We start from the raw sequence: 22938 nt of genomic DNA on the forward strand, positions 1-22938 counted from the left end.
AAAACTTGGCGCAACGCCCAAGAGTTCTGTAGCCTGAGTGCAGGTGAAATCCTTGCTTGTGGCGCCCAGCACATAGAAAAACCGGGGCACAGCTGGCTGGCCGTGACCAAGCGGAGAAACAGGACCCGCCTCTTATGCCCGATATCTTTGGGACAAACGGCGACGACGATATCGATGTCACCAATGACAACGGTACGCTGAACGGCACCCCTCAGGGTACGCCGATCGATGATATCCGCGCGCGCGGCGGGAACGACATTATCACTGTCACCAACAGTACCATCTCTGGCAGTGTCCGTGGAAATGCTGGTATCGATACGATCACGGTGATCGGCAGCACGATCGGCGGTCAGGTAAGGGCCGGATCAGACGACGACACGGTCACGCTGCAAGGCTCGGTCATTGGCAATATCCGCCTGGGCGGCGGAAATGATGTTCTGAACTTCCGTGGCACCAGCGTGTCCGGCGATGTGCGCGGTGGAAGTGGTACCGACACGCTGAATCTGCCTGCAGGAACTGTGGTTAACGACAGCTCATTCGGGACATTCACCGTGTCCGCCGGCACCAGCTATTCGTTGACCAGCGGCAGTTTCACCCTGCCGTCGGGCATCACGGTCACCTATTCCGCATTTGAAAACGGATCCGGCGTTCCGTGTTTTACCGCTGGCACGAACGTTCTGACTGCCCGCGGTCCGGTACAGGTGCAAGACCTGCGCACCGGTGACCTGATCTGTACGGCCGAGAATGGCAACCAATCCATCCGCTGGATCGGTCGGCGCAGGTTTGACGCGATTGATCTGAGGGCCAACCCGAAACTGCGCCCCGTCCGTATTTGCGCCGGGGCTTTGGGGGCAGGGCTGCCCACGCGGGACCTGTTGGTTTCCCGCCAGCACCGTATGATGGTCGGTTCTCGCATCGCGCAACGCATGTTCGGCCAGTATCAAGTTCTGATTCCCGCGATCAAGCTGACGGCGCTGCCGGGGATCTTTGTAGATTGCACTGTCGACAGCATCGAGTACTTCCATCTGCTGTTCGATCGGCACGAGATCCTGTTTGCCGAATCCGCGCCGACCGAAAGCCTGTATACCGGCCCTGAGGCGCTGAAATCTCTGGGACCCGCGGCAAGGACTGAAATCCTTGCGATTTTTCCGGAACTGGCTGATGAGAACCACGAATCCGAACCCGCAAGGTTGATCCCGATAAACCAACAGCAGACCCGTCTGATTGCTCGTCACCTAAAAAATCACAGGCCTTTGCTTGTTGATGCCTGAGCCGTTTCAGGACCATTAATTGGCCCGGAAAGATTTCGCAGCTGCTGTCTTGACCCTTCCGGCGATTCCCACTAAACGCATCCAACCAGTTTTCGGGCGCGACTTCGGGTTGTGCCCCTTGTGATTTGGCTGCGGATTTATGCCCGGCCTCCAGAAACAAAGGAAGAAACCATGTCGCGCCGTTGCGAACTGACCGGAAAAGGCCCGATGACTGGCAACAATGTCAGCCACGCCAAAAACAGAACTCGTCGTCGTTTTCTGCCCAACCTGAACGACGTGACCCTGCAGTCGGAAACTCTGGGTCGTGGCGTCAAGCTGCGCATCTCGGCCGCCGCGCTGCGCTCGGTCGATCACCGTGGTGGTCTGGACGCGTTCTTGGCGAAAGCCAAGGACGAAGAGCTGTCCGCCAACGCGCTGAAAGTGAAAAAGGAAATCGCCAAGGCGCAAGCCTCGGCCTGATTTTCCCAAAGACTGTTTCGTGGCCCCTGTACCCGTTGGTGCAGGGGCTTTTCGTTTGTTTGTGGGTCCTCAACCTGTCTCAAGCCTGTATTTCAGGAACCGCGCGCCGGAATAGGTCACCGGACCGACACAATGCGCGCCGATACGCCGTAGCGCAGAGAGATTGCGACGGGACGGTGGAAGCAGAAAAGTGACATAAGGAATGCGTTCATCGGCTCGGGCGAATGCGATGGCCTTGCGGGTGATGCGCGTGCCCAGACCGAATGCGTCCGCCGTCAGGACCAGACCGAAATCCCATTCACTGCCTTCACGCTGGAAGCCGCCCCAGCCGACATAGCAACCGCCGGACGTGATCGCCCAGTGCCCAAGCCCGTCGCGTTCCCAACAGGCCTCTTTTGCGCCTATGAACGCCCGCGCCATTGCGATGTCCCAGGACCCCGTCAGCAAAGGCAGATGCCGAGCAACGCGGGGATCAGACATGTGCCGTGCGATTTCAGTCGGCTCAATCTGTGGCAGCCTGAGGAACTGAATTTCTGTGTGCGCTTTGAGTGGCATGACCGCGATCTACGCTTGAATTTCCGCCCAATCCAGACCATCCGGATCACTTTGCCGTTGGGCTGGTGCCGTGCGCGGTCTCGGTGCGGAAGGCAGAGGGACGCGACTACGTGACATTGTTCACATACAGGGTTTTGAATCTGTTTTATGTATGCGGTTATTCTATGGCGGAGTGTGGTAATGTCTGCGAATACTTCAATTATTATTTCCTTCCTTTCGACTCTTCTGGTCGGCTCATTTTCCAGCTGTGCGCGAATGCAGCGGCGGGTGAACCGGCTGCATACCGGTCTCAACACTGGTTCGGATGATCGCGGAAATCTTTGAAGGTCACGATCAAAGCAAATTCAGGGGTCGGCCAGTCAGGCCGGCCCTTTTTTCTTGGTTCGCGCCAAACTGTCTCAGCGTTCACGAAGGCACTTGAAGTCCGTTTTCGATCGGGCCTAAACCTTTGCCAAGATGACCCGATCCTATCGCCTCGTGTTGCCGTTGCTGCTGTCGCTGATGCTGGTTCTGACAGGCCAGGGTTTTGCGGCGTCACGGGGATTGAATGCAGCGGTCGGTCAAATGGTGCTTTGCACCGGGAACGGTCCTGTGGTCGTCTATATGGACGAGCACGGCCAGCCCACCAAACCACCTCATTTCTGTCCCGACTATGCGCTCAACTTGCTAGGTGCGGTTCTGGATGCCCCGCCGCCGGTACCGAAAGGGCCCGAGCGGGCAAAGTCTGACATACCGTTGCGTTCCGACAGCCTAGTTGCGGCTCCTATCCCGCAGCGACCGGCGCGCGCGCCGCCGGCCTCTGTCTGAGACCCTTCGCAACACAATCAGACAGTCAAAAAGGAGAGGCGAGATGCCCTTCAAAACACTCCTGCCCGCTATTTTCGTCGCTGCAATCATGTCCACCGCCGCCCATGCGGAAAGTGTGATCTCGGTCGAGGATGCCTACGCCCGATCCTCTGGGGCCAATGCCAAGGCTGGTGCGGCCTTCATGATGATCCGCAATTCAGGCGACAGCGATGATCAACTCGTTGCTGTCAAATCAGATATCGCTGCACGGGTCGAGCTGCATACGCACAAGATCGACGACAACGGCGTGGCCAAGATGATGGAAGTCGAGGAGGGTTTTGCGATCCCCGCCGGCGAGGCGCATATGCTGCAGCGGGGCGGAGACCATGTGATGTTCATGGGGCTCAAGCAGCCGTTTGAGCAGGGCGCAACCATACCCGTCACTTTGGTTTTTGAGCAGGCCGGTGAGGTCGTTGTCGAGATTCCCGTGGACCTTGAGCGGAAAGACGGCCACGGGCATATGAAGCACTCGAACTGACGGCACGCCTGTCTTCGGGCCGCGATGCGGCCGTCATCCATGCGTCAGGCCGGGTCATGCCCCGGCCTGTTCGCGTTTCGCCTGCCGATCAGCGTTGTTCTTCACTTGTTGACCACGCGCATCGAAACTCGTTCTCCGGCCCGTTTGAAGCGTGCGGCCATGAACAGCATGACGCCAGCAAAGGCCAACGCGGAGAACGCGATTGCCCAGCCCAGTGCGACGACGCCGCTTCCGGGCCAGAAGATCAGCACCAGCCCGATGATAAGGGCCACGATGCCCGAGTTCCGAACGGTCGCGCGTTCTGGGTCCAGCTGATGCATCTGGCCCAGCGAAATCAACGACCCGATCCCGATGATCAGCGCCCAGGCGCCCAGTAGGAAGAACGTCAGACGTGCTGTGCCTTCCGGCCAGATCAAAAGGACCAGCCCAATCAAGACCGCCCCGATACCCGCGCCTCCGATCAGTCCGCGCCGCCCGAAGCCAAGCAGGGTCAGGCCGCCATCGAGGATCAGCAGCACTCCTACCAGCCGCAGCAACAGAGCGATGCTGCCGATTGGCCAGAACAGCGCGGCAATGCCAACGGCCCCCGCAAGCAATCCTCGCAGTAGGAACGTCCACCACAGATCCGCGAGGGTGTCGCCCAGCGCTTCGCGGCTGTCGATGCCTTCGTCGTCAACGATTTCGCCACGGGGGGCTTCAGGCTCGGTCATCTGTTTCTCCTGGTTCAGGTTCCTTCAGCTTAGACCAGCGGGATGACCCGAGTCACCTGCGGCCCAGCAAGTCATCGACCCAGCGTGGCACGATCTGGGTGGCGGGGCCAAGCAGCGTCTGATCGAAGCTGGATGCACCAACCGAAGGCTTGAGGTTCAATTCGACCGTCTGTGCGCCCGCAGCTATGGCTTCGTGCACGAAGGCCGCAGCCGGGTAGACCTGGCCAGAGGTTCCGATGGCGGCGAATATCCCGGCCTGTGCCAGATGGTCGTAAATCTGATCCATGTGGTAAGGCATTTCGCCGAACCAAACGATGTCGGGTCGGGCGGTTGCCGCGCGGCAGGCGGGGCACGGTTCGCCCACGGACATTTCCGCTGGCGCCGTCCAGCGATGCCCGCAGGAGGCGCACAGCGCGCCGGACAGTATGCCGTGCATGTGGATAACCCCGGTCGCACCTCCGGCTTCGTGCAGGCTGTCCACGTTCTGCGTTACGATCACCACTTCTCCCGGCCAGTCGCGCTGAAGCCGGGCAAGTGCTGTGTGGGCTGCATTTGGGTCGGCACCACCCGCCTGCATCCGGCGCGCGTTGTAGAAGCCATGAACAAGGGCAGGGTTTCGGGCAAAACCTTCGGGTGTCGCCACGTCCTCGATCCGGTGCTGGGCCCACAATCCGCCTTCATCGCGAAAGGTGCCCAATCCGCTTTCCGCCGAAATCCCGGCTCCGGTCAAAATCACGATCTTTTCCATTCGCCCTCCACACGCTAAACCCGAGCCATGTCACAGCGTATCCTGTTTGTTTGTCTCGGCAACATCTGCCGTTCCCCTGCTGCCGAAGGCGTTTTTCGTGTCAGGGTGCCCCATCATTCTTGCGACAGTGCCGGAACGTCCGATTGGCATGTCGGGGATCCACCCTATGCGCCGATGCAACACGCGGCTCGCAACCGAGGGCTGGAACTGAGCGATCTGCGCGCGCGCCAGTTTGCGGTGTCTGATTTCGACAGGTTTGACCTGATCATCGGTATGGACAGCGAAAATCTCGCCAAGATCGAGGCTTTGCGCCCGACCGGCAATCATACACCCGTGCACTTGTTGACCGAATTTGCGCCTCAAACCGGCGCCGATCATGTGCCCGACCCCTACTATACCCGCGATTTCGACGGGGCGCTGGACCTCATCGAAGCCGCCGTGGACGGGTTGGTGGCATATCTGGACGGCTAGCCGCCGATCACCTTCAACTGACCGGACAACCAGGGCAGGCGGGAAAGCGCTGGTTCGATCATCTGGCTTTGCATCAAACGGCGCGTCATGCCCGCGACTTCGCGCGGAACCTGATCTGACCAGTCAGACCGAGTGAAGAGGGAAATAGTGCGCGAGAACTCTCCGAACGGAGCCGGATAGACATCCATGCCTTCGTGGAAACGGGCCGCCCGCATATATCCCAACGGCGTGGTGATCGCCCAGCCAAGGCCACGCGCCACCATCGCCATCAGTGCCAAGTGCGACCCGATCTCGAACCGCTCTTCGAACTGAAGCTGTTGCCGCGCCAGGTGGCTTTCGATTTGCCGGCTGATCAACTGTTCTCGCGCATAGCGCAGAAAGGGCAGGGCCTGCAAAGCGGCCTCTACGCCCCCGTTGGTCACACCGCCCTTCGGCGCGACCAGAATGAAAGGATCCTGTACCAAAGGGTACTCCACCACGCCTTCCAGCACCTCGCCGCTATGGGCCGAGACCGCCAAATGCAGGCGTTGCGAAGCCAGCGCCTCGAAAATTTCGAGGCTGGGGAGGGTTATGAGTTTGAACTTGGAACGGGTCAGGCTGTCGGCCAGCAACGTGGCAAGGCGCGGGGTCAGGTCATTGTCGAAATCGTCGATCAGGCCGATCGAAAGAGTGCTCAGGTGACCCAGGTCCATGACGGACAGCTCGCTTTGGGCGATCTGCAACTCGGCTAGTACGGATTCGGCCCGCGCCAGAAAGCTGCGCCCGGCTTGGGTCAGGCGCATGGGTCTGCGCCCGTGATCCACCAGGTCCGTGCCCAGAGCATTCTCGAGATTGCGCAACTGCTGGCTGACCGATGGCTGGCTGAGTCCGGTAATCTCGGCAGCCTGTGCCACCGAACCGGTCCGCGCCAAGGCCTCGAACACTTCGAGACCGCGCAGGGTCAACCCTTTCGTCACCATATGATTTCCCTTTCACTGCGCCATTACTGCGGCGCAGGGCGGGTCAGGTCAAGGATCGCGGTCAGCGTCAGCTGCAGATCGCCTGCGCCATGCGGCCAAAGTTCTGATACCGCTCCCACAGCGCGTCATCGCGAGCGGATTTCGACATCTTCAGCTCTTGGGCCTGATGCGGGTCGGTGAACCACTTGGCCACGGTTTTCTGATCTTTGTTGGTCAAAGCCTGATCGGCCACCCGCTGGATGCACCTGCACCTGTCACGTGTCGCAGCCGAGCGGTCGGACGCCAAACATGCACGTTTGATCTGCGCCGCTTCGGTCATGGCCGGGGCCAAAGTGGTCAGCGACGTGGCGCATAGCGCGATTATGAGGAACTGTTTCATGCTCATGCCTCGTTTTGCCTGCCCGGAGGAGTCTTGTGTCCCTCTCGGCTTGCGGCGCAGTATCGTCCAAGTTTTCCTACCGTTCAACAATTTGCTTTCAGAAACTCCCTACCTGAGTCGAAAGTGCCGCGGTTGGCACTATGGTCGGCCGTGGCATGCCCTTCGCACCCCGTTTTGGGCGGTGTAACGCGGCCGAGTTCGTTCTGTGCACGGCCGCCTCGACACAGCTGAGGCCCTGGAACGAAGCCAACCGCAGCGTCGTGGCTTCATCGCGCTGAAATATGGGGTGTTCGCCGTGCTGTCTCACCTTGACCAGCGCCCGATTTCGAACCATATCCCGACGCTATGACAGACCTCGCTCATATCCGCAATTTCTCCATCGTCGCGCATATCGACCATGGCAAATCCACCCTTGCCGACCGGCTCATCCAGGAGACCGGGACTGTGCAGGATCGCGACATGAAGGAACAGCTGCTCGACAGCATGGATATCGAGCGCGAGCGCGGCATCACCATCAAGGCCAACACGGTCCGCATCGACTATACCGCCGACAATGGCGAAAAGTACGTGCTGAACCTGATCGACACTCCCGGCCACGTGGACTTCGCCTATGAAGTCTCACGGTCCATGCGCGCGGTCGAAGGCTCGCTGCTGGTGGTGGACTCGACGCAAGGGGTCGAGGCGCAGACGCTGGCCAACGTGTATCAGGCCATCGACGCCGACCACGAGATCGTGCCGGTGCTGAACAAGATCGACCTTCCGGCCTCGGACTGCGACCGCGTTGCCGAGCAGATCGAGGACGTGATCGGCATCGACGCCACCGACGCTATCCGCGTCTCGGCCAAGACGGGACAAGGGATCCATGAGACGCTCGAGGCGATCGTGAACCATCTGCCCGCGCCCAAGGGCGAGCGCGACGCGCCGCTCAAGGCGATGCTGGTGGACAGCTGGTACGACGCCTATCTGGGTGTGATCGTTCTGGTCCGCATCATGGACGGCGTTCTGAAAAAGGGCATGCGGGTCAAGTTCATGTCGAACGGCACCCTGCACCATGTCGACCGCGTCGGCGTGTTCCGCCCCGAGATGCAGATGGTCGACCAACTCGGCCCGGGTGAGATCGGCTTCCTCACCGCCTCGATCAAGCAGGTGCGCGACACCCGTGTGGGCGACACCATCACCAATGACCGCAACGGTGCCGAAACCGCTCTGCCGGGCTTCAAACCCGCGCAGCCGGTGGTTTTCTGCGGCCTGTTCCCCGTGGACAGCGCCGAATTCGAAGACCTGCGCGACGCGATCGAGAAACTGGCCCTGAACGACGCCAGCTTCTCCTACGAGATGGAAACCTCGGCCGCGCTGGGCTTTGGCTTCCGCTGCGGCTTCCTTGGGCTGCTGCACCTCGAGGTCATCCGCGACCGCATCGAACGCGAATACGATATCGAGCTCATCACCACCGCGCCGTCGGTGATCTATCACGTCTACATGAAAGACGGCGATATGATCGAGCTGCACAACCCCGCCGACATGCCCGACATGTCCAAGGTCGACCACCTGGAAGAACCGCGCATCAAGGCCACCATCCTTGTGCCCGACGAATACCTGGGCGACGTGCTGAAACTCTGCCAGGACCGCCGCGGCATCCAGATGGACCTGACCTATGCGGGCAGCCGCGCGATGGTCGTCTATGACCTGCCGCTGAACGAGGTCGTCTTCGACTTCTACGACCGCCTGAAATCGGTGACCAAGGGCTATGCCAGCTTCGACTACCAGATGACCGGCTACCGCGAGGACAGCCTGGTCAAGATGTCGATCCTGGTGAATGACGAGCCCGTGGACGCGCTGTCGGTCATGGTCCACCGCGACCGCGCCGAGACCCGCGGCCGCGCCATGTGCGAAAAGCTGAAAGAGTTGATCCCGCGCCACATGTTCAAGATCCCGATCCAGGCGGCCATCGGCGGCAAGGTCATCGCGCGCGAGACCCTCTCGGCCCTCCGCAAGGACGTGACCGCGAAATGTTACGGCGGCGACGCCACGCGGAAACGGAAACTGCTGGAAAAGCAGAAGGCCGGCAAGAAGAAGATGCGCCAGTTCGGGAAGGTGGATATCCCGCAGGAAGCGTTTATTTCGGCGTTGAAGATGGATTCTTGATCCAGCCATGTGCATGGCCACACCGCGAGGCTGCTATTGACCCGAAATCTACTGTATCAAGCTGGCACGGTTGAAGGAAAATCCCGATTTAAACCGTAGGTTCAATATGGCAGAAATTGTCTATGTGCTGACAAACCCGTCAATGCCAGGTTTGGTGAAAATTGGCCTGACTCGAAGAGACGACCCGATTTCGCGAATGGCAGAACTGTTCTCTACTGGTGTCCCGGAACCTTTTCAATGTGAGGCGGCATGGGAGGTCGGGCACGCGATCGAAATCGAATCCAAGATGCATGCCAAATTTTCGAGTGTTCGCGTAAATCCATCAAGAGAGTTTTTCAAAATTTCGGCAGAAAAAGCGATTGAGGTTCTGAGATCTTTTGGCCTGCGCGACATAACGCATGAGGTACAGAAGAAGCTTGAATTGGCAAACGAGGCCGCATTTCGGCGCCCAGTCCAAAATTGGTTGGAAATGGGGTACTCTGTCGGCGACAAGTTTTTCGCTGGTGAAACCGGCGAGTTTGTCACCATTGTTGACGGCAGAACGGTCAGCTACCGCGGTGAATTAATGTCTCTAAGCCAAGCACGAATTATTATTCGTCGGCGTTTTCCTGAGCTGCCTGCCTCAGGCGCTTTTCACAAAGACGGAGAGTTGATTCAGGCTCGCTATGACCGGACCTACGGACCACCCTCACAATCCTATTACCCAACGGAATAACTTGTTGCCCTAATGGTGTTGTTTACGACCGGCGGCGCCGTCGGCCTGCTTTAACCTAGGTTCAAGTCTCCGGCATGACCCATACTTGTCAAACCGAAGGTTTGCCTCCGGCAAAACGGACGGCACGTAACGGCCCAGGACTTCGCCCGTTCGGCATTGAAACGGCCCACCGGCCAGTTTCCAAAACGTGCCTCGCCTCATAAAGTGACCCACTTCACAGCCCCACCAACCCGCACCTGCTAAGTTTGACCCAACGGAAACCAATGGCGGAGGCCCCATGTCCATGATCCCCATCATCGCGCTTGGATCGGCGGGTCTCTATTCCGTGGCCATGATCTCGATGAAGTTCTGGTGGAAACTTCCCGGCCCCGGGCTGGGGCTGCTGATCGTCGCCACTTTGCTGGCTGCCGCCACGCTGGAACTCGCCGCGCTGCGCGACGAACGGCTGGGCATCATCTATACCGGCATTCTGGGGGCCGAGGTCGTGCTGATCGCCATCGCCTCTTTCTTTCTGTTCGGCGAGTCCTTTTCCTACCGCGAGGGGCTGGGCATCGCCCTTGTCATCGCGGGCACCGCGCTGGCCTGGGCCTGAGCCCGTCGGTGAGCGCCGCATGAACCCTTCATGAAGTTTCCCTAAGGTAAGTTGTAACGGCCGCGCGCCCTCCCAATCTGTTCAGCAGGCCAGCAAGGCCCGCCGATCAAAGGGAGAAAGCCCATGACCAGATACATGACCGCCGGCGCCGCCGCCGTGGCCGCGACATTGACCATGGGCTCTGCCGCCCTCGCCGATGCCATGCCCGACCTGCGCGGCACGTGGACGGCCAGCCAGACTACGGTGTCGCCCTCGAACGCCAACACCGCCACCGCGCCGCGGTTCAACACCTCGGAATGGGTGCTCGAGATCCAGGCGCAGCACGAAAACGTGTTCTGGGGGCCAAGCATGTGGCGACGCAACGCCATGGATGACTGGACGATGTATGAGGCCACCGGCTCGATCAGCCAGGATGGCTCGGGCAAGATCGGCATTGTCGAAACCGCTGCTGATCCGACCTCGGGCGTCAATGCGCTGATCGATGCGCGGTACGAGGACGGCAAGATCTATGCGGATTTCCGTAGCCTGCGGACCGGAACCACCTACAGCACGGTTCTGGAACGACAGGTGAACTGAAGCGTTTCCGGCCCAGGCGGTTGTAGGGGGTAGTTGCCGTTGCCCGATTTTGCGGGAGACGGAGAGTAGTAGGTTGCCTCGTCCGGGTCGGAACGCTTCTCAGTTTGTGGGCTGCACGTTCGTTCACCGTTGCGTGTGGCGACTCATCGATGGCGATTCGAGCGATATGCCCGTATCTGTCACACCGGGTCCGCCACGAGGGCCGGGATTCTCCCTTCGCACCCGCAGAAATCGCCCATTTGAGCGGAGAGAAATCGACCTTCGGCTTTTCCCAGCGCAACCCAGCCCGGTTTCATCATTTCCCGACTTATCCACATCGTCTTCCAGCCGGATATCAACATTTTATCCCCGGCTATTTTTCATGCTGCAGTGCTATTTTCTTGCCGGATGTGAGGGCGAGTGCCAAGGTTCAGTCATCGCCAAGGTTCATCACGATCCAAGGCGGGACGCAAAGGTCAGGGGGTCCTGGCACCGTAGGCAGATCTTAGGATTTTCGTAGGGTCGCAAGGGCTTACCGGTAGGTGACCAGTCAGGAGGGGCGCAAGCCCGGCTTGAGCGGTCAGCTTCTCAGACGGCCAGAGCGGGCGGCAGAGCGCCATCAGGTGCTTTGCGGCAGCGAGGTCCCCTCGGGGGCTGAAGCAACTGGATCGGGGCGTCCCTCGGGCGTGTCGACCCGGCAAGGCGTCAGGGGTGTCCGCAAGGGCACATGCAAAGACCGCGTCTGCGCACCTGGCGCCTTTTCCTTTTGCCGATTTCGGTTTCGTACAGGCTTCCACTCACCGCCCGTCAGAACGGGAACGGGGTTCTTGCGCAATTGCACAAGAACCCCGCAGTCGTGTCAGTAATGCATTACCGCGTCTATGCACCTGTGGCAGGGACCATAGTCCGGTCGCCCGGAACTTTCAACCATATGTTGGTAGTGCTGCACCGCTGTACGCTAGATGCTGACGGGTGTCAGAGGCTTTCCTGAACGTCCGTCGCCGCGCCCTGGATGGCGTCGCCGGCTTTTTCGATGTCTTTGCCCGCGCCTTTTGCGGTTTCACAGGCCGTCAGGGCCAAAAGGCTCAACCCGATCAGAATAGTGCGGATCATCGATATCTCCTTGGTTGGTCGACTACCAATCGGTAGCACCATTCAGGCAACGCAGACAAACCTTTTTGGGTGATCAGCCTTTGCGGAGGATGGGACCAAGGATGGCCGTCGCGACAAAGATCAACGCCGCCGCGCAAACGATGCTTGGTCCGGCGGGTGTATCCGCCCAATATGCACCGCCCAGTCCACCCAACGCCGCCGTCGAGCCTATAATCGCAGCAGTGAAAGCCATGCTTTCTGGGGTGCGGGCCAAAGGGCGGGCTCCGGCCGCTGGAATGACCAGCAGGGCCGCGATCAGAAGAATGCCGACAACTTTAATGGCGACCGCAACAGCCAGTGCCATCGCCAGAGTCAGCCACATTTCTTCTCGTTTCGGATCGATCCCGGATGCCTGAGCCAAGTCCGGGTTGAGCGTCGAAACCAGAAGGGCCGACCAGCGCCAGACCATCAACGCCAGAATCGTGGCGCCACCGATCCAGATCGTGGCCAGATCGGACTTTGTGACGGCAAGGATGTCGCCGAACAAAAAGGCATTCAGGTCCAGTCGAACATCGGACAGCAACGCCACGGTTACCAAGCCAGCGGCCAGTGCAGTGTGCGCAATCACACCCAGAAGCGTGTCCATGGCGTAACCGCGACCGCGCAGCAGGCTGACGGACAAGCCCATGGCAAGTGCAGCGGAAATGATCGCGGGCAGCAGCGGCAGTGAAAAGCTGAGCGCCAGCGCTACACCCAATACGGCCGAATGAGCAGTGGCTTCTCCGAGATAGGCCATGCGCCGCCAGACGACAAAACACCCCAGCGGTGCCGCGGCGATCGAAACACCGAGCCCTGCAAGGGCAGCGCGAACCATGAAGTCGTCCAGCATCAGTGTGACGTATCCTGCGCGTGATTGTGATCGTGGGTATGACTGTGCTTGTGTTGGTACAAGGCCATCGTGCCCCGCGTTCCGCTGCCGAACAACGCCCGATATTCCGGCGCGTCTGCGACCATGTGGGGTGCCCCTTCACAGCAGACATGCCCGTTCAGGCACAGAACCCGGTCGGACGCGGCCATGACGACGTGCAAGTCATGGCTGACCATGACTATAGCGCAGCCGAGGTCCGTTCGAACTTGCTCAATGCGTTCATAGAAGGCAGCCGCGCCGGGCTGATCAAGCCCCTGGGTTGCTTCGTCCAGCAGCAGCACCTGGGGCTCTTCCAGCAGCGCGCGGGCCAGGAGGACCCGTTGAAACTGACCGCCGGACAGTCGGGTCATCTGTCTGTCACGCAAGTCCGGCACGCCCGCCAGTTCAAGCGCGGTTTTGGCCTTGCTGGCCGAAACCCGTTTCGGCAGGCCAAGGAATCGTTGCACCGTCATCGGCAGGGCGGCGTCCAGCGCAAGGTTCTGGGGGACGTAGCCGATCCGCAAACCCGGAGCGCGCCGAACAGTGCCCTGAGCCGCGGGAACAGCCCCGATCATGGCGCGCAGCAGGGTCGATTTTCCCGAACCGTTCGGACCGACAATGGTGACGATTTCACCAGCGGCGATCTGTGCTGATACGTTGTCCAGAATGAGCCGGCCATCCAGGCGCACCGACAGGTTCTGTAGAGAAATGAGGGGGGTCGTCATGGCTGCGTTCCAATGCAGTCCGGGCAAAGACCTTCGGCCTCGACCACGATCCTTTCAATGGTGAAACCTGATGTGTCGGCGGCAGCACCAAGCCTGCCCTGAGTCAGCTCGGTTTCAGTTTCGGCCACGGCCTTGCACGCCCGGCAAATCAGAAACGCAGGCACGTGATCGTGCGTAGGGTGGGCGCAGGCCGCGTAGGCGTTCATCTGCTCGATACGGTGCACGAACCCATGCTGCACCAGAAAGTCCAACGCACGATACGCCACCGGAGGTTGCGACCCCATGCCTTCGGCCGACAGAATAGCCAGAATGTCATAGGCTCCCATTGCCTTGTGCTGCTCCAACAAGATCTCCAACACGCGGCGGCGCACCGGAGTGAATTGAAGCTTCTGGTTGGCGCATTTTTCCTCGGCTTTGCTCAGCGCGGTTTTCATGCAGTGGTTATGATTGTGATGCCTGAAGCCTACTGTGCTCATGTGCGCTCCGAAATTTTTGGCTTGATATGTTATAACGTGGGCAATATCAAGCCGACCAGCAATGTAATAACATATCATTTCAGGAGGTGACATGTCCCGAAAATTCTTGTTGCTGGCCGGCGTCGTGCTGGCTGGAAAGGCGGCGGCTGATGCGCCCAACGTTGCCGTCGATATCGCACCGGTTCACGCGTTGGTTGCCCAAGTCATGGACGGTGTTGCCGAGCCTTCCCTGATCATTCCGCCCGGAGCCTCACCTCATGATCACGCCATGCGCCCGTCCGAGGCGCGAGCGTTGCAATCTGCCGACGTGGTTTTTTGGGTAGGCCCTGAGCTAACCTCGTGGATGACTGGACCACTTGGCGCCCTGTCCGAGGGAGCGACGCAGGTTGAGTTGCTGGAGGTGGCCGGAACTGTGCGGCACGACTTCCGCGACTTGGCCGATCATCATGAGGGCGAAGAGGAGCATGCAGACCACGACGATCACGACGATCATTCGGACCATGATGACCATGCGAAACACGATGATCACGAGGATCATGCAGAACACGATGATCATGCGGACCACGATGAACATCAGAAACATGAAGAGCACGCGGATCACGACGCACATGACCATGACCACGGGCATGACCACGACGGTGTAGACCCGCATGCCTGGCTGGACCCGGAAAACGCGCGCGTCTGGGTGCAGGCAATTGCCAAAACTCTGTCAGAGAAGGACCCGGACAACGCTGCGCGGTACCAAGCCAATGCGGACAAGGCGGTTGAAGGCCTGAGTGCTTTGGAAGCCGAGATCCGGGCGGATCTGGCACAGTCAGAGCCGCGGTTTGTCACCTTTCACGACGCTTACCAGTATTTCGAACACCGGTTCGATCTGGCATCGTCGGGCACCGTGAGCCTGGGCGACGCGGCCTCACCCGGACCGGCACGTCTGGCCGAGCTCAAGGCCCGGATTGAAGAAGAGGGCATTGATTGCGCTTTTTCTGAGCCGCAATTTGACACTCGCCTGATCTCTGCCGCGACGGAGGGGGTGGATGCACAAATCATCGTGCTTGACCCGATCGGGGTTGCGCTCGAGCCGGGTCCAACCCTTTATCCGGACCTGTTGCGCGCAATGGCCGCAAGTTTCCAGGCCTGCAGCGGCAACTCGTGAACAAAGAAGGGCGCAACGATCTGTTGCGCCCTTCGCCATTCAATGGGTTTTCTGTTTTATTCCTCGTCGCAGAACAACTCGTACACCGTTTCCAGCATTTTGCGAGGTCTGTCGTCTGCAAGGCGATAGTAGATTGCCTTGCCTTCGCGCCGGGGCGTGACCAGCCCCTCAAGGCGCAGCCGCGACAGTTGCTGTGAAACGGCGGCCTGTCGGGCGGACAGCAGTGACTCGAGTTCGGTCACCGATTTTTCGCCGGATACCAGATGACAGAGGATCATCAACCGGCCCTCGTGGCTTATCGCTTTCAGAAAATTCGAAGCGCGGGTTGCGTTAGCGGCCATCCGGTCCATGTCGTCGCGCGAGATGTCTTCGGAAAGTTGGGGAAGTGCCATCTTCTTGTCCTTGTTGGCCCCTTGGTGAGTGTGGGGCGGGTATTCCCTTTGTAGTTTCGCTTGAGCGAATTGAGTTTCTATACAGAATGATCAGATATTTCCATATGTATGGATCAAAATGGCGTGATGAAAGCGCTGTGAATGGCGGCGAGGCAAAAAAACAGCCGGGTAATTGTGTCGCGAGCGGTTGTTCGCTTCGTTTTTGCGGCATCCCGACGATGCGGACTGATCCGTATTTCCCAATCGGCGTCGCGTGTCCGCTGCCCCTTGCAGGCCCCCGAAGGCAACACTAAGACTCATGTAACTTCTCATCGGGTATGGTCCCGGTTCACACCAAAGCAGGCAGGTTCCGAATGTTCGATCCAGTTGACACCTACATGAATACGCTCGTCCCGATGGTCGTTGAGCAGACCAGCCGCGGCGAAAGGGCCTATGACATCTTCTCGCGCCTGCTGAAGGAGCGGATCATCTTCATCAATGGCCCGATCCATGACGGGATGAGCCACCTGATCGTAGCCCAGCTTCTGCATCTGGAAGCCGAGAATCCGAACAAGGAAATCTCGATCTACATCAACTCGCCCGGCGGTGTCGTGACCAGCGGTCTGTCGATCTACGACACAATGCAGTACATCAAGCCAAAATGTTCGACATTGGTGATCGGCCAGGCAGCTTCGATGGGGTCGGTCCTGCTGGCGGGTGGAGAGAAGGGGATGCGCTTCTCGCTGCCAAACAGCCGCATCATGGTGCACCAGCCCAGCGGTGGCTACCAGGGTCAAGCCAGCGACATCATGATTCACGCGGCCGAAACGCAGAAGCTGAAGGATCGTTTGTACGATATCTATGCCAAGCATACCGGACAGTCGAAAAAGGCCATTGAAAAGGCTTTGGACCGTGACAATTTCATGAGCCCGGAAGAAGCAAAAGAGTGGGGCCATATCGACGAGATCGTCGAAAGCCGCTCCAAATCCGAACCAACCGAAGCGTGATGCGGAAACCCCGCACCAGCGGGTGCGGGGTGCGATTTTGACATTGTAGCTGCCCCGGTGCTGGCCTAAGCTGCACGGACAGGCGGCAAGCGCGGTCCGGATCCGGGCCGCAGGGATGGAGCCCGAAAGGTAGAACATGGCGACGAATTCAGGCGGCGACAGCAAGAACACGCTCTACTGCAGCTTCTGTGGAAAAAGCCAGCATGAGGTGCGTAAGCTTATTGCTGGACCGACCGTGTTCATCTGTGATGAATGCGTCGAACTGTGCATGGACATCATCCGCGAGGAAACCAAAGCCAGCGGGCTGAAATCCTCGGACGGTGTGCCCACCCCCAAAGATATCTGCGAGGTGCTGGATGACTATGTCATCGGTCAGGCTCGGGCCAAGCGTGTCCTGTCGGTTGCGGTGCACAACCACTACAAACGTCTGAACCACGCGCAGAAGGCCGGTGGTGACATTGAACTCGCCAAGTCGAACATTCTGCTGATTGGTCCCACCGGTTGCGGCAAGACTTTGCTGGCGCAGACGCTGGCGCGGATTCTGGACGTGCCGTTCACGATGGCAGACGCGACCACACTGACCGAAGCCGGTTATGTGGGCGAGGATGTCGAGAACATCATCCTCAAGTTGCTGCAGGCCAGCGAATACAATGTCGAACGCGCGCAGCGCGGCATCGTCTATATCGACGAGGTCGACAAGATCACTCGTAAATCTGAAAACCCCTCGATCACCCGCGACGTGTCGGGCGAGGGTGTGCAGCAGGCCCTGCTGAAGCTGATGGAAGGCACCGTGGCCAGCGTTCCGCCGCAGGGCGGGCGCAAGCACCCGCAGCAGGAATTCCTGCAGGTGGACACCACCAACATCCTGTTCATCTGTGGCGGCGCCTTTGCCGGCCTCGACAAGATCATTGCGCAGCGCGGCAAGGGCTCGGCCATGGGCTTTGGCGCCGATGTTCGCGACAATGACGAGCGCGGTGTGGGCGAGATCTTCCAGGATCTCGAGCCTGAGGACCTGCTGAAATTCGGGTTGATCCCGGAATTCGTTGGACGTCTGCCGGTTCTGGCGACGCTTGAGGACCTGGATGAGGACGCGCTTGTCACCATCCTGACCAAGCCCAAGAACGCGCTGGTCAAGCAATACCAGCGTTTGTTCGAGTTGGAGAACGTCGAACTGGACTTTACCGACGACGCGCTTGCGGCGATTGCCAAAAAGGCGATCGAACGCAAGACCGGTGCCCGCGGCCTGCGTTCCATCCTGGAAGACATTCTTTTGGACACGATGTTCGAACTGCCTGGCATGAAGAACGTGACCAAGGTGGTCGTGAACGAGGAGGCCGTGACGTCGGACGCGCAGCCGCTGATCATCTATGCGGATGCCGCGCCGGAATCGGCATCTGCCGGCTGAACTGTTTGAAATTTAATGCAGATACGGCGCGGCAAAGTCCGCGCCGTTTTCATATGAGGGTGTCATGACGATCCAGCGTATTTCTTCGGGGGGTGAGTTCGAAGCCAAGGTCGGCTACTGCCGGGCCGTTGTTGCGGGTGGCTGGGTCCATGTTGCCGGAACGGTCGGGCAGGGCGAGGGCGTCGTCGACCAATGCCGCTCGGCGCTGACGATCATAGGCAACGCCTTGGCAGAGGCGGGCGCCTCTTTTGCCGACGTGGTGCGCGTGACTTACATGCTGCCGGATCGCCGCGAATTTGAAGCGTGCTGGCCGGTCCTAGCTGAGACGTTCGGTGCCAACCCGCCTGTTGCGACGATGATCGAATGCGGATTGATTGATCCAAAATACCGGATCGAAATCGAGGTCACCGCATTCTTGCCCAAGTAGTGGGTGCGGTATTTGTGGCTCTGGACCTCTGCTCGGCTTTGGTCCATATCTGCATGGACAGAAATGCCGGAGGCAGCCGATGGGAATCCTGAACACTCTTTTGCGGGCCGTGACCTGGTGGAACGGGGCCACTCTGAACACGCAGATCTACACTGCGCGCAAAGGTATCAAGGTGGGTGAGGACGATCAGGGCAACGTGTTTTATCGCAACGCCGATGACAGCAAACGGTGGGTGATCTTCAATGGAGAGGCCGAGGCCAGCCGGATCGACCCGGAATGGCACGGCTGGTTGCACCGCACCTGGGATGAGCCTCCGACCGACAAGCCACTGCCACACAAGGCTTGGGAAAAGCCGCATCAGGAAAATCTGACGGGCACCGCGATGGCCTATGTGCCGGCGGGGTCCCTGCGCCGTCCCGATCCGATCGAGCGCAAGGACTACGAAGCCTGGAGCCCGGAATAAGCGAGATCCAAATGTCGACCCACAACATGACCGAAGTTCTTGTCGGCGGTGTCGTGCTGGCCAGTGCATTGGCCTTTGGCGTCTATGCCAGCCAGTCCACGGGTTGGTCGCGTGAAAACGGCGGCTATCACCTTGAGGCGTCCTTTCGGTCGCTTGAAGGTGTGGCGGTGGGCACGGATGTGCGCCTCGCGGGTGTAAAGATCGGCACCGTGACCGATGTCGAGTTGAACCCTGAAACCTACCGGGCCGATACGACGATTTCGGTTGCCGATAACATCCAGATTCCGGATGACAGCGCGATCGTGATCTCGTCCGAAGGCCTCCTGGGGGGCAACTTCGTCGAGGTCATGCCCGGCGGCTCTCCGTTCTATTTTGAGCCGGGCGATCAGATTGAAGACACGCAAGGTGCCGTCAGCCTGATCTCGTTGCTGGTCAAGTTCGTGGCCGGGGATGGCAGCGAATGATGCGTGCCGCCCGGATGGCGCTGCTGCTGGCCGCGACGACGGCAGGCGCGCAGCAGAAGGTTTCCTCGGGACCGGGGGCCATGCTGCGCGGCCTCGACAAGGTCAGCGGTCAGACGGTGGACGTGCAGGTGCCGACCGGTGAAACGGTCGAAATTTTCGGCTTGGATGTCGCCTTGGGTGATTGCCGGTATCCGTCTGAAAACCCGACCGGTGACGCGTTTGCCTATCTTACGATCTGGGAAAAGGGAAAGGCCGACCAGCTGTTCGACGGCTGGATGATCGCCACGTCCCCGGCGCTCAACGCCCTGGATCACTCGCGCTACGACGTCTGGGTGATCCGCTGTATCACCCCCTGAGGGGTCTGACACACCTCGGCGGTGAAATCTGCGCTGGCAGCAGTGGCCTGATCCAGAAGTTGGCGGTATTGCTGTCTGGGGATTTCGATCGCCCCCAGCGAAGCCAGGTGCGCCGTCAGAAATTGTGTGTCGAACAGTTGAAAACCTGTCTGGCGTAATCGGTCGACCAGATAGGCGAGCGCAATTTTTGACGCATCGGTACGGCGCGAAAACATGCTTTCCCCGAAAAATGCCGCACCCAAAGCAACGCCATAAACGCCGCCGACAATCTGCTCGCCCTCCCAAACCTCAAGTGAATGGGCGCGGCCCGAGTGGTGCAGTTGCGCATAGAGCCTGCGCAGTTCTTCATTGATCCAGGTGTCCGCCCGGTCCGCGCATCCGTCTACGACGGCTGCAAAATTCCGGTTTATGGTCACGGAGAATCCGCAGTTCCGGATGCGTCGCGCAAGGCTGCGGGAGATGTGAAACCCGTCCAACGGGAATACACCCCGCAGCTTTGGATCGACCCAGAAAAGATCCGGGTCGTTCCTGTGTTCGGCCATCGGGAAGATGCCGATGGAATAGCCGTGCAACAGCAGGTCAGGCGTCAGGCCCATGGCTCACACCGCGGCGACAAGCCCGAGAGCGCGTGCTCTCGCGGCTTGGTCGATACTAGGCCATGTTCTCCGCAAGCCAGTGCTCCAGCCAGTGGATGTTGTAATCGCCGCTGTGGATGTCGGGTTCCTGCAGAAGTGCATGAAACAGGGGAACCGTCGTGTCTACACCGTCCACGATCAACTCACCCAAGGCCCGGTTCAACCGTGCCAGCGCTTCCGGGCGGTCGCGCCCGTGCACGATCAGCTTGCCGATCAACGAATCGTAGTAGGGCGGGATCGAATACCCGTTGTACAGCGCCGAATCCATCCGGACACCCAGGCCGCCCGGCGCGTGATACGCCGTGATCTTGCCGGGGCAAGGCGCGAAGTTTGGCAGCTTTTCGGCGTTGATACGCACTTCGATCGCGTGGCCGTTGATCTCCAGATCGTCCTGGCCGAACGACATCGGTTCTCCGGCCGCAACAAGGATCTGCTCGCGAACAAGGTCGACGCCGAAAATGCCTTCGGTCACAGGGTGTTCGACCTGCAGGCGGGTGTTCATCTCAATGAAATAGAACTCGCCATTTTCATACAGGAACTCGATCGTACCCGCGCCGATATAGTTGATCTTGGCGACCGCATCCGCGCAGACCTTGCCGATTTGGGCGCGCTCCTCAGGAGTGATGCAGGGGCCCGGGGCCTCTTCGAATACTTTCTGGTGACGGCGCTGCAGCGAACAGTCGCGCTCGCCCAGATGGACCGCATTGCCCTTGCCGTCGCCGAAGACCTGAATCTCGATATGGCGGGGCGTGGTCAGGTATTTCTCGATATAGACTTCGTCATTGCCGAACGCGGCTTTGCCCTCGGCCCGCGCGGTCATGAAGGCGCTTTCCATTTCGGCCGCGGTCTGCGCGACTTTCATGCCGCGTCCACCGCCACCGGCGGTGGCCTTGATGATGACCGGATAGCCGATCTCTTCACCGATGCGTTTGGCGGCCTCAAGATCCGGAACGCCGCCGTCCGAGCCCGGTACGCAGGGAACGCCCAGCTCTTTCATGGTGTCCTTGGCGGTGATCTTGTCGCCCATGATGCGGATGTGTTCGGCGGTGGGGCCGATGAACGTGATGCCGTGGTCCTCGACGATCTGAACGAACTCGGCATTTTCGGACAGAAAGCCATAGCCAGGGTGGATCGCCTGGGCGCCGGTGATTTCACAGGCCGAGATGATCGCGGGCATCGAGAGATAGCTTTGGGGGCCGGGTGCCGGTCCGATACATACGGACTCGTCAGCCATGCGCACGTGCATGGCGTCACTGTCGGCGGTCGAGTGCACGGCAACCGTCGCAATCCCCATCTCGCGAGCGGCGCGGATCACACGCAGGGCGATCTCGCCTCGGTTGGCAATCAGGATCTTGTCGAACATGGGCCCGCCTTACTCGATGATGACCAGAGGAGTGCCGAATTCGACAGCATCGCCATCCCCGACCAGGATCCGCTTGACGGTCCCGGATTTGGGGGCGTGGATGTGGTTCATGGTCTTCATCGCTTCGACGATCAGCAGCGTGTCGCCTTCGGAAACAGATGCGCCGACGGCAATGAACGGGGACGCGCCGGGTTCCGGCTGCATGTAGACGGTACCAACCATGGGCGAGGTCACCGCGCCGGGGTGGCTCGCCGGGTCCTCGACGGCAGCGGGTGCTTCGGCGTGGGCAGCAGCGGGGGCTGCGACAGGTGCCGGCGCGGCAGCGGGTGCCGGAACGGCAACTTGCACAGGCGCGGCGGTCGGGCTCACTCGGCTGACCCGGACGTTCAGGCTGTCTTCTTCGCCATATTCTCGTTTCACCTGCAACTCGGTCAGGTCGTTTTCGCGCAAGAGTTCGGCCAGTGCCTTGATGAACGTCACATCCGCTTCGTGTCTGTTGTCTGTCATGAGTGTCCTCGAAGGTTCCCCTTTGGCCCGTCTGTCTGCGCGGGCTCTGGTCAATTACGCTGCGTTATAAGGCAACCGCGCGGCCATGAAAAGCGCCGACTGGGGCCGTTCTGCCCCGGTTTCTGCGTTATCGACAGGGTCCACGACGGTCAGAGCGGCGTGCCGGACAGTTTGGCGACCAGTTCCGGCAGCTTGCGCGCGCCGAATTTCTCGAGCAGCCGGGCGCGGTAGGCTTCGATGGTCCGGTAGCTGAGCCCCAGTTCGACGCCGATTTCCTTGGCCGACAGGCCGCGACAGGACAGGATCGCGACTTCACGTTCGCGTTTGGTCAATTCGACCAGTGGGCGTTCCTCGGAAATGTCGGAAAAGCTCCAGATTCCATGGCGGAATGGGTCATCGGGTGTCAGCGACCGGCCGCGCGCGCGACACCAGAACAAGTCGCCGTTGCGGCGGCGCATGACCCGCTCGTCCGTGTAGTAGCCGGTGTCCCGCATGACCTGAAGACTTCGTGCGCCAATTCTCTCCCAATCGGCAACGGATGGGTACAGGTGCAGCAAAGGCAGGTTGCGGTAGTCGGATTCGTGGCCCCCGAATGTCCGGGCAAACTGCAAATTGCACCGCCGGATGATGCGGTTTTCAAGCTCGACAAGCCCGATAGGTGCGTATTCGAAGGCCGGATCACTCATTTGCCTATCGTGCCGCCA

30 protein-coding genes are annotated in these 22938 nt (G+C 59.9%); 16 read left to right on the plus strand and 14 right to left on the minus strand.

Annotated features, from left to right (window positions below; all coding sequences use genetic code 11):
- The first annotated feature begins 134 nt into the window (after positions 1-134).
- Together AC2FNL_RS03985 and rpmB are read left to right on the plus strand one after the other, a co-directional pair.
- Positions 135-1271: a Hint domain-containing protein gene (locus AC2FNL_RS03985; RefSeq protein ID WP_496832553.1), complete on the plus strand. Its 1137-nt coding sequence runs from the start codon at positions 135-137 to the stop codon at positions 1269-1271.
- Between the two features lie 171 nt (positions 1272-1442).
- Positions 1443-1730 (plus strand): 50S ribosomal protein L28, encoded by a 288-nt coding sequence (rpmB, locus tag AC2FNL_RS03990; RefSeq protein WP_039532366.1) that lies wholly within the window; start codon positions 1443-1445, stop codon positions 1728-1730.
- A gap of 69 nt (positions 1731-1799) precedes the next feature.
- On the opposite strand, the gene AC2FNL_RS03995 is transcribed toward rpmB, so the two are convergent.
- Positions 1800-2285 carry a GNAT family N-acetyltransferase gene (locus AC2FNL_RS03995; protein WP_093962703.1) on the minus strand — a complete coding sequence of 162 codons (486 nt, stop codon included), beginning with the start codon at positions 2283-2285 and terminating at the stop codon, positions 1800-1802.
- 456 nt (positions 2286-2741) lie between these two features.
- Here AC2FNL_RS03995 and AC2FNL_RS04000 point away from each other — a divergent pair, with 456 nt between their 5' ends.
- Together AC2FNL_RS04000 and AC2FNL_RS04005 are read left to right on the plus strand one after the other, a co-directional pair.
- Positions 2742-3092 (plus strand): hypothetical protein, encoded by a 351-nt coding sequence (locus AC2FNL_RS04000; protein WP_496832556.1) that lies wholly within the window; start codon positions 2742-2744, stop codon positions 3090-3092.
- 43 nt (positions 3093-3135) lie between these two features.
- The gene (locus tag AC2FNL_RS04005) at positions 3136-3609 is read left to right on the plus strand and encodes a copper chaperone PCu(A)C (RefSeq protein ID WP_496832558.1); all 474 of its coding nucleotides are present in this window, start codon (positions 3136-3138) and stop codon (positions 3607-3609) included.
- 101 nt (positions 3610-3710) lie between these two features.
- Here the strand turns inward: AC2FNL_RS04005 and AC2FNL_RS04010 are convergent, their stop codons facing one another.
- Together AC2FNL_RS04010 and AC2FNL_RS04015 are read right to left on the minus strand one after the other, a co-directional pair.
- A complete protein-coding gene (locus tag AC2FNL_RS04010; protein ID WP_496832560.1) occupies positions 3711-4319 on the minus strand; it encodes an HdeD family acid-resistance protein in 609 nt (202 codons plus the stop codon).
- A 52-nt stretch (positions 4320-4371) separates the two neighbouring features.
- Entirely contained in the window at positions 4372-5067 is a 696-nt protein-coding gene (locus tag AC2FNL_RS04015; RefSeq protein ID WP_496832562.1) for an NAD-dependent deacylase, read from the minus strand.
- Between the two features lie 27 nt (positions 5068-5094).
- Between AC2FNL_RS04015 and AC2FNL_RS04020 the strand changes: the two genes are divergently transcribed.
- Positions 5095-5538 (plus strand): low molecular weight protein-tyrosine-phosphatase, encoded by a 444-nt coding sequence (locus AC2FNL_RS04020; RefSeq protein ID WP_496832564.1) that lies wholly within the window; start codon positions 5095-5097, stop codon positions 5536-5538.
- Here AC2FNL_RS04020 and AC2FNL_RS04025 read toward each other — a convergent pair.
- Positions 5535-6497, minus strand: coding sequence for a LysR family transcriptional regulator (locus AC2FNL_RS04025; protein WP_093962697.1), 963 nt, complete (start codon positions 6495-6497; stop codon positions 5535-5537). The genes AC2FNL_RS04020 and AC2FNL_RS04025 overlap by 4 nt on opposite strands.
- 67 nt (positions 6498-6564) lie before the next feature.
- A complete protein-coding gene (locus AC2FNL_RS04030; RefSeq protein WP_496832566.1) occupies positions 6565-6876 on the minus strand; it encodes a hypothetical protein in 312 nt (103 codons plus the stop codon).
- 345 nt (positions 6877-7221) lie between these two features.
- Between AC2FNL_RS04030 and lepA the strand changes: the two genes are divergently transcribed.
- The 4 genes from lepA to AC2FNL_RS04050 all read left to right on the plus strand — a co-directional run bounded on the left by lepA (position 7222) and on the right by AC2FNL_RS04050 (position 10904).
- Positions 7222-9021: a translation elongation factor 4 gene (gene lepA / locus AC2FNL_RS04035; protein ID WP_496832568.1), complete on the plus strand. Its 1800-nt coding sequence runs from the start codon at positions 7222-7224 to the stop codon at positions 9019-9021.
- 106 nt (positions 9022-9127) lie between these two features.
- Positions 9128-9736: a GIY-YIG nuclease family protein gene (locus AC2FNL_RS04040; RefSeq protein ID WP_496832570.1), complete on the plus strand. Its 609-nt coding sequence runs from the start codon at positions 9128-9130 to the stop codon at positions 9734-9736.
- 277 nt (positions 9737-10013) lie between these two features.
- Positions 10014-10328, plus strand: coding sequence for a hypothetical protein (locus AC2FNL_RS04045; RefSeq protein ID WP_496832572.1), 315 nt, complete (start codon positions 10014-10016; stop codon positions 10326-10328).
- A 123-nt stretch (positions 10329-10451) separates the two neighbouring features.
- Positions 10452-10904 (plus strand): hypothetical protein, encoded by a 453-nt coding sequence (locus AC2FNL_RS04050; RefSeq protein ID WP_093962693.1) that lies wholly within the window; start codon positions 10452-10454, stop codon positions 10902-10904.
- 954 nt (positions 10905-11858) lie between these two features.
- Here AC2FNL_RS04050 and AC2FNL_RS04055 read toward each other — a convergent pair.
- The 4 genes from AC2FNL_RS04055 to AC2FNL_RS04070 all read right to left on the minus strand — a co-directional run bounded on the left by AC2FNL_RS04055 (position 11859) and on the right by AC2FNL_RS04070 (position 14083).
- Positions 11859-11996 carry an entericidin A/B family lipoprotein gene (locus AC2FNL_RS04055; protein ID WP_093962692.1) on the minus strand — a complete coding sequence of 46 codons (138 nt, stop codon included), beginning with the start codon at positions 11994-11996 and terminating at the stop codon, positions 11859-11861.
- A gap of 73 nt (positions 11997-12069) precedes the next feature.
- Positions 12070-12864, minus strand: coding sequence for a metal ABC transporter permease (locus AC2FNL_RS04060; protein ID WP_496832575.1), 795 nt, complete (start codon positions 12862-12864; stop codon positions 12070-12072).
- Positions 12864-13607 carry a metal ABC transporter ATP-binding protein gene (locus AC2FNL_RS04065; RefSeq protein WP_496832577.1) on the minus strand — a complete coding sequence of 248 codons (744 nt, stop codon included), beginning with the start codon at positions 13605-13607 and terminating at the stop codon, positions 12864-12866. The genes AC2FNL_RS04060 and AC2FNL_RS04065 overlap by 1 nt, the downstream gene beginning before the upstream one ends.
- On the minus strand, positions 13604-14083 hold the full coding sequence (locus AC2FNL_RS04070; protein ID WP_093962689.1) for a transcriptional repressor: 480 nt from the start codon (positions 14081-14083) through the stop codon (positions 13604-13606). Before AC2FNL_RS04070 ends, AC2FNL_RS04065 begins: the two co-directional genes overlap by 4 nt.
- A gap of 91 nt (positions 14084-14174) precedes the next feature.
- Here AC2FNL_RS04070 and AC2FNL_RS04075 point away from each other — a divergent pair, with 91 nt between their 5' ends.
- The gene (locus tag AC2FNL_RS04075) at positions 14175-15236 is read left to right on the plus strand and encodes a zinc ABC transporter substrate-binding protein (protein WP_496832579.1); all 1062 of its coding nucleotides are present in this window, start codon (positions 14175-14177) and stop codon (positions 15234-15236) included.
- Between the two features lie 56 nt (positions 15237-15292).
- On the opposite strand, the gene AC2FNL_RS04080 is transcribed toward AC2FNL_RS04075, so the two are convergent.
- Entirely contained in the window at positions 15293-15628 is a 336-nt protein-coding gene (locus AC2FNL_RS04080; protein WP_093962687.1) for an ArsR/SmtB family transcription factor, read from the minus strand.
- A 353-nt stretch (positions 15629-15981) separates the two neighbouring features.
- On the opposite strand from AC2FNL_RS04080, the gene AC2FNL_RS04085 reads away from it, so the two are divergent.
- From AC2FNL_RS04085 to AC2FNL_RS04110, 6 genes are all read left to right on the plus strand, one after another.
- Positions 15982-16614: an ATP-dependent Clp protease proteolytic subunit gene (locus tag AC2FNL_RS04085; RefSeq protein ID WP_093962686.1), complete on the plus strand. Its 633-nt coding sequence runs from the start codon at positions 15982-15984 to the stop codon at positions 16612-16614.
- Between the two features lie 136 nt (positions 16615-16750).
- Complete coding sequence (clpX, locus tag AC2FNL_RS04090) at positions 16751-18019, plus strand: ATP-dependent Clp protease ATP-binding subunit ClpX (protein ID WP_170337591.1); 1269 nt, start codon at positions 16751-16753, stop codon at positions 18017-18019.
- A 64-nt stretch (positions 18020-18083) separates the two neighbouring features.
- Positions 18084-18446, plus strand: a complete 363-nt coding sequence (locus tag AC2FNL_RS04095) for a RidA family protein (protein ID WP_170338037.1) — start codon at positions 18084-18086, stop codon at positions 18444-18446.
- Between the two features lie 79 nt (positions 18447-18525).
- Positions 18526-18909 carry an NADH:ubiquinone oxidoreductase subunit NDUFA12 gene (locus AC2FNL_RS04100; RefSeq protein ID WP_093962683.1) on the plus strand — a complete coding sequence of 128 codons (384 nt, stop codon included), beginning with the start codon at positions 18526-18528 and terminating at the stop codon, positions 18907-18909.
- An 11-nt stretch (positions 18910-18920) separates the two neighbouring features.
- On the plus strand, positions 18921-19373 hold the full coding sequence (mlaD, locus tag AC2FNL_RS04105) for an outer membrane lipid asymmetry maintenance protein MlaD (protein WP_170338041.1): 453 nt from the start codon (positions 18921-18923) through the stop codon (positions 19371-19373).
- A complete protein-coding gene (locus AC2FNL_RS04110; RefSeq protein WP_170338043.1) occupies positions 19370-19729 on the plus strand; it encodes a DUF2155 domain-containing protein in 360 nt (119 codons plus the stop codon). Before mlaD ends, AC2FNL_RS04110 begins: the two co-directional genes overlap by 4 nt.
- Here AC2FNL_RS04110 and aat read toward each other — a convergent pair.
- The 4 genes from aat to AC2FNL_RS04130 form a co-directional block, all read right to left on the minus strand.
- On the minus strand, positions 19693-20325 hold the full coding sequence (gene aat, locus AC2FNL_RS04115) for a leucyl/phenylalanyl-tRNA--protein transferase (RefSeq protein WP_496832584.1): 633 nt from the start codon (positions 20323-20325) through the stop codon (positions 19693-19695). The genes AC2FNL_RS04110 and aat overlap by 37 nt on opposite strands.
- A 55-nt stretch (positions 20326-20380) precedes the next feature.
- Entirely contained in the window at positions 20381-21727 is a 1347-nt protein-coding gene (accC, locus tag AC2FNL_RS04120; RefSeq protein WP_170337595.1) for an acetyl-CoA carboxylase biotin carboxylase subunit, read from the minus strand.
- Between the two features lie 9 nt (positions 21728-21736).
- The gene (gene accB / locus AC2FNL_RS04125) at positions 21737-22234 is read right to left on the minus strand and encodes an acetyl-CoA carboxylase biotin carboxyl carrier protein (RefSeq protein ID WP_093962678.1); all 498 of its coding nucleotides are present in this window, start codon (positions 22232-22234) and stop codon (positions 21737-21739) included.
- Between the two features lie 149 nt (positions 22235-22383).
- Positions 22384-22920, minus strand: a complete 537-nt coding sequence (locus tag AC2FNL_RS04130) for a LuxR C-terminal-related transcriptional regulator (RefSeq protein WP_496832587.1) — start codon at positions 22918-22920, stop codon at positions 22384-22386.
- Between the last annotated feature and the right edge of the window lie 18 nt (positions 22921-22938).

The sequence above is a fragment of the Ruegeria sp. CRTD044 genome (genome assembly GCF_059613485.1).

What these genes read in the sequence shown, in the direction of transcription:
- AC2FNL_RS04000 (WP_496832556.1), top strand. Translation starts at nt 2,742, where the DNA reads ATGACCCGATCCTATCGCCTCGTGTTGCCGTTGCTGCTGTCGCTGATG.
- AC2FNL_RS04055 (WP_093962692.1), bottom strand. Translation starts at nt 11,996, where the DNA reads ATGATCCGCACTATTCTGATCGGGTTGAGCCTTTTGGCCCTGACGGCC.
- AC2FNL_RS04070 (WP_093962689.1), bottom strand. Translation starts at nt 14,083, where the DNA reads ATGAGCACAGTAGGCTTCAGGCATCACAATCATAACCACTGCATGAAA.
- AC2FNL_RS04050 (WP_093962693.1), top strand. Translation starts at nt 10,452, where the DNA reads ATGACCAGATACATGACCGCCGGCGCCGCCGCCGTGGCCGCGACATTG.
- mlaD (WP_170338041.1), top strand. Translation starts at nt 18,921, where the DNA reads ATGTCGACCCACAACATGACCGAAGTTCTTGTCGGCGGTGTCGTGCTG.
- AC2FNL_RS04045 (WP_496832572.1), top strand. Translation starts at nt 10,014, where the DNA reads ATGTCCATGATCCCCATCATCGCGCTTGGATCGGCGGGTCTCTATTCC.
- AC2FNL_RS04015 (WP_496832562.1), bottom strand. Translation starts at nt 5,067, where the DNA reads ATGGAAAAGATCGTGATTTTGACCGGAGCCGGGATTTCGGCGGAAAGC.
- accC (WP_170337595.1), bottom strand. Translation starts at nt 21,727, where the DNA reads ATGTTCGACAAGATCCTGATTGCCAACCGAGGCGAGATCGCCCTGCGT.
- clpX (WP_170337591.1), top strand. Translation starts at nt 16,751, where the DNA reads ATGGCGACGAATTCAGGCGGCGACAGCAAGAACACGCTCTACTGCAGC.
- AC2FNL_RS04025 (WP_093962697.1), bottom strand. Translation starts at nt 6,497, where the DNA reads ATGGTGACGAAAGGGTTGACCCTGCGCGGTCTCGAAGTGTTCGAGGCC.
- AC2FNL_RS03995 (WP_093962703.1), bottom strand. Translation starts at nt 2,285, where the DNA reads ATGCCACTCAAAGCGCACACAGAAATTCAGTTCCTCAGGCTGCCACAG.
- AC2FNL_RS04005 (WP_496832558.1), top strand. Translation starts at nt 3,136, where the DNA reads ATGCCCTTCAAAACACTCCTGCCCGCTATTTTCGTCGCTGCAATCATG.
- AC2FNL_RS04060 (WP_496832575.1), bottom strand. Translation starts at nt 12,864, where the DNA reads ATGCTGGACGACTTCATGGTTCGCGCTGCCCTTGCAGGGCTCGGTGTT.
- AC2FNL_RS04085 (WP_093962686.1), top strand. Translation starts at nt 15,982, where the DNA reads ATGTTCGATCCAGTTGACACCTACATGAATACGCTCGTCCCGATGGTC.
- accB (WP_093962678.1), bottom strand. Translation starts at nt 22,234, where the DNA reads ATGACAGACAACAGACACGAAGCGGATGTGACGTTCATCAAGGCACTG.
- rpmB (WP_039532366.1), top strand. Translation starts at nt 1,443, where the DNA reads ATGTCGCGCCGTTGCGAACTGACCGGAAAAGGCCCGATGACTGGCAAC.
- AC2FNL_RS04030 (WP_496832566.1), bottom strand. Translation starts at nt 6,876, where the DNA reads ATGAAACAGTTCCTCATAATCGCGCTATGCGCCACGTCGCTGACCACT.
- lepA (WP_496832568.1), top strand. Translation starts at nt 7,222, where the DNA reads ATGACAGACCTCGCTCATATCCGCAATTTCTCCATCGTCGCGCATATC.
- AC2FNL_RS04065 (WP_496832577.1), bottom strand. Translation starts at nt 13,607, where the DNA reads ATGACGACCCCCCTCATTTCTCTACAGAACCTGTCGGTGCGCCTGGAT.
- aat (WP_496832584.1), bottom strand. Translation starts at nt 20,325, where the DNA reads ATGGGCCTGACGCCTGACCTGCTGTTGCACGGCTATTCCATCGGCATC.
- AC2FNL_RS04020 (WP_496832564.1), top strand. Translation starts at nt 5,095, where the DNA reads ATGTCACAGCGTATCCTGTTTGTTTGTCTCGGCAACATCTGCCGTTCC.
- AC2FNL_RS04080 (WP_093962687.1), bottom strand. Translation starts at nt 15,628, where the DNA reads ATGGCACTTCCCCAACTTTCCGAAGACATCTCGCGCGACGACATGGAC.
- AC2FNL_RS04095 (WP_170338037.1), top strand. Translation starts at nt 18,084, where the DNA reads ATGACGATCCAGCGTATTTCTTCGGGGGGTGAGTTCGAAGCCAAGGTC.
- AC2FNL_RS04100 (WP_093962683.1), top strand. Translation starts at nt 18,526, where the DNA reads ATGGGAATCCTGAACACTCTTTTGCGGGCCGTGACCTGGTGGAACGGG.
- AC2FNL_RS04075 (WP_496832579.1), top strand. Translation starts at nt 14,175, where the DNA reads ATGTCCCGAAAATTCTTGTTGCTGGCCGGCGTCGTGCTGGCTGGAAAG.
- AC2FNL_RS04130 (WP_496832587.1), bottom strand. Translation starts at nt 22,920, where the DNA reads ATGAGTGATCCGGCCTTCGAATACGCACCTATCGGGCTTGTCGAGCTT.
- AC2FNL_RS04040 (WP_496832570.1), top strand. Translation starts at nt 9,128, where the DNA reads ATGGCAGAAATTGTCTATGTGCTGACAAACCCGTCAATGCCAGGTTTG.
- AC2FNL_RS04010 (WP_496832560.1), bottom strand. Translation starts at nt 4,319, where the DNA reads ATGACCGAGCCTGAAGCCCCCCGTGGCGAAATCGTTGACGACGAAGGC.
- AC2FNL_RS04110 (WP_170338043.1), top strand. Translation starts at nt 19,370, where the DNA reads ATGATGCGTGCCGCCCGGATGGCGCTGCTGCTGGCCGCGACGACGGCA.
- AC2FNL_RS03985 (WP_496832553.1), top strand. Translation starts at nt 135, where the DNA reads ATGCCCGATATCTTTGGGACAAACGGCGACGACGATATCGATGTCACC.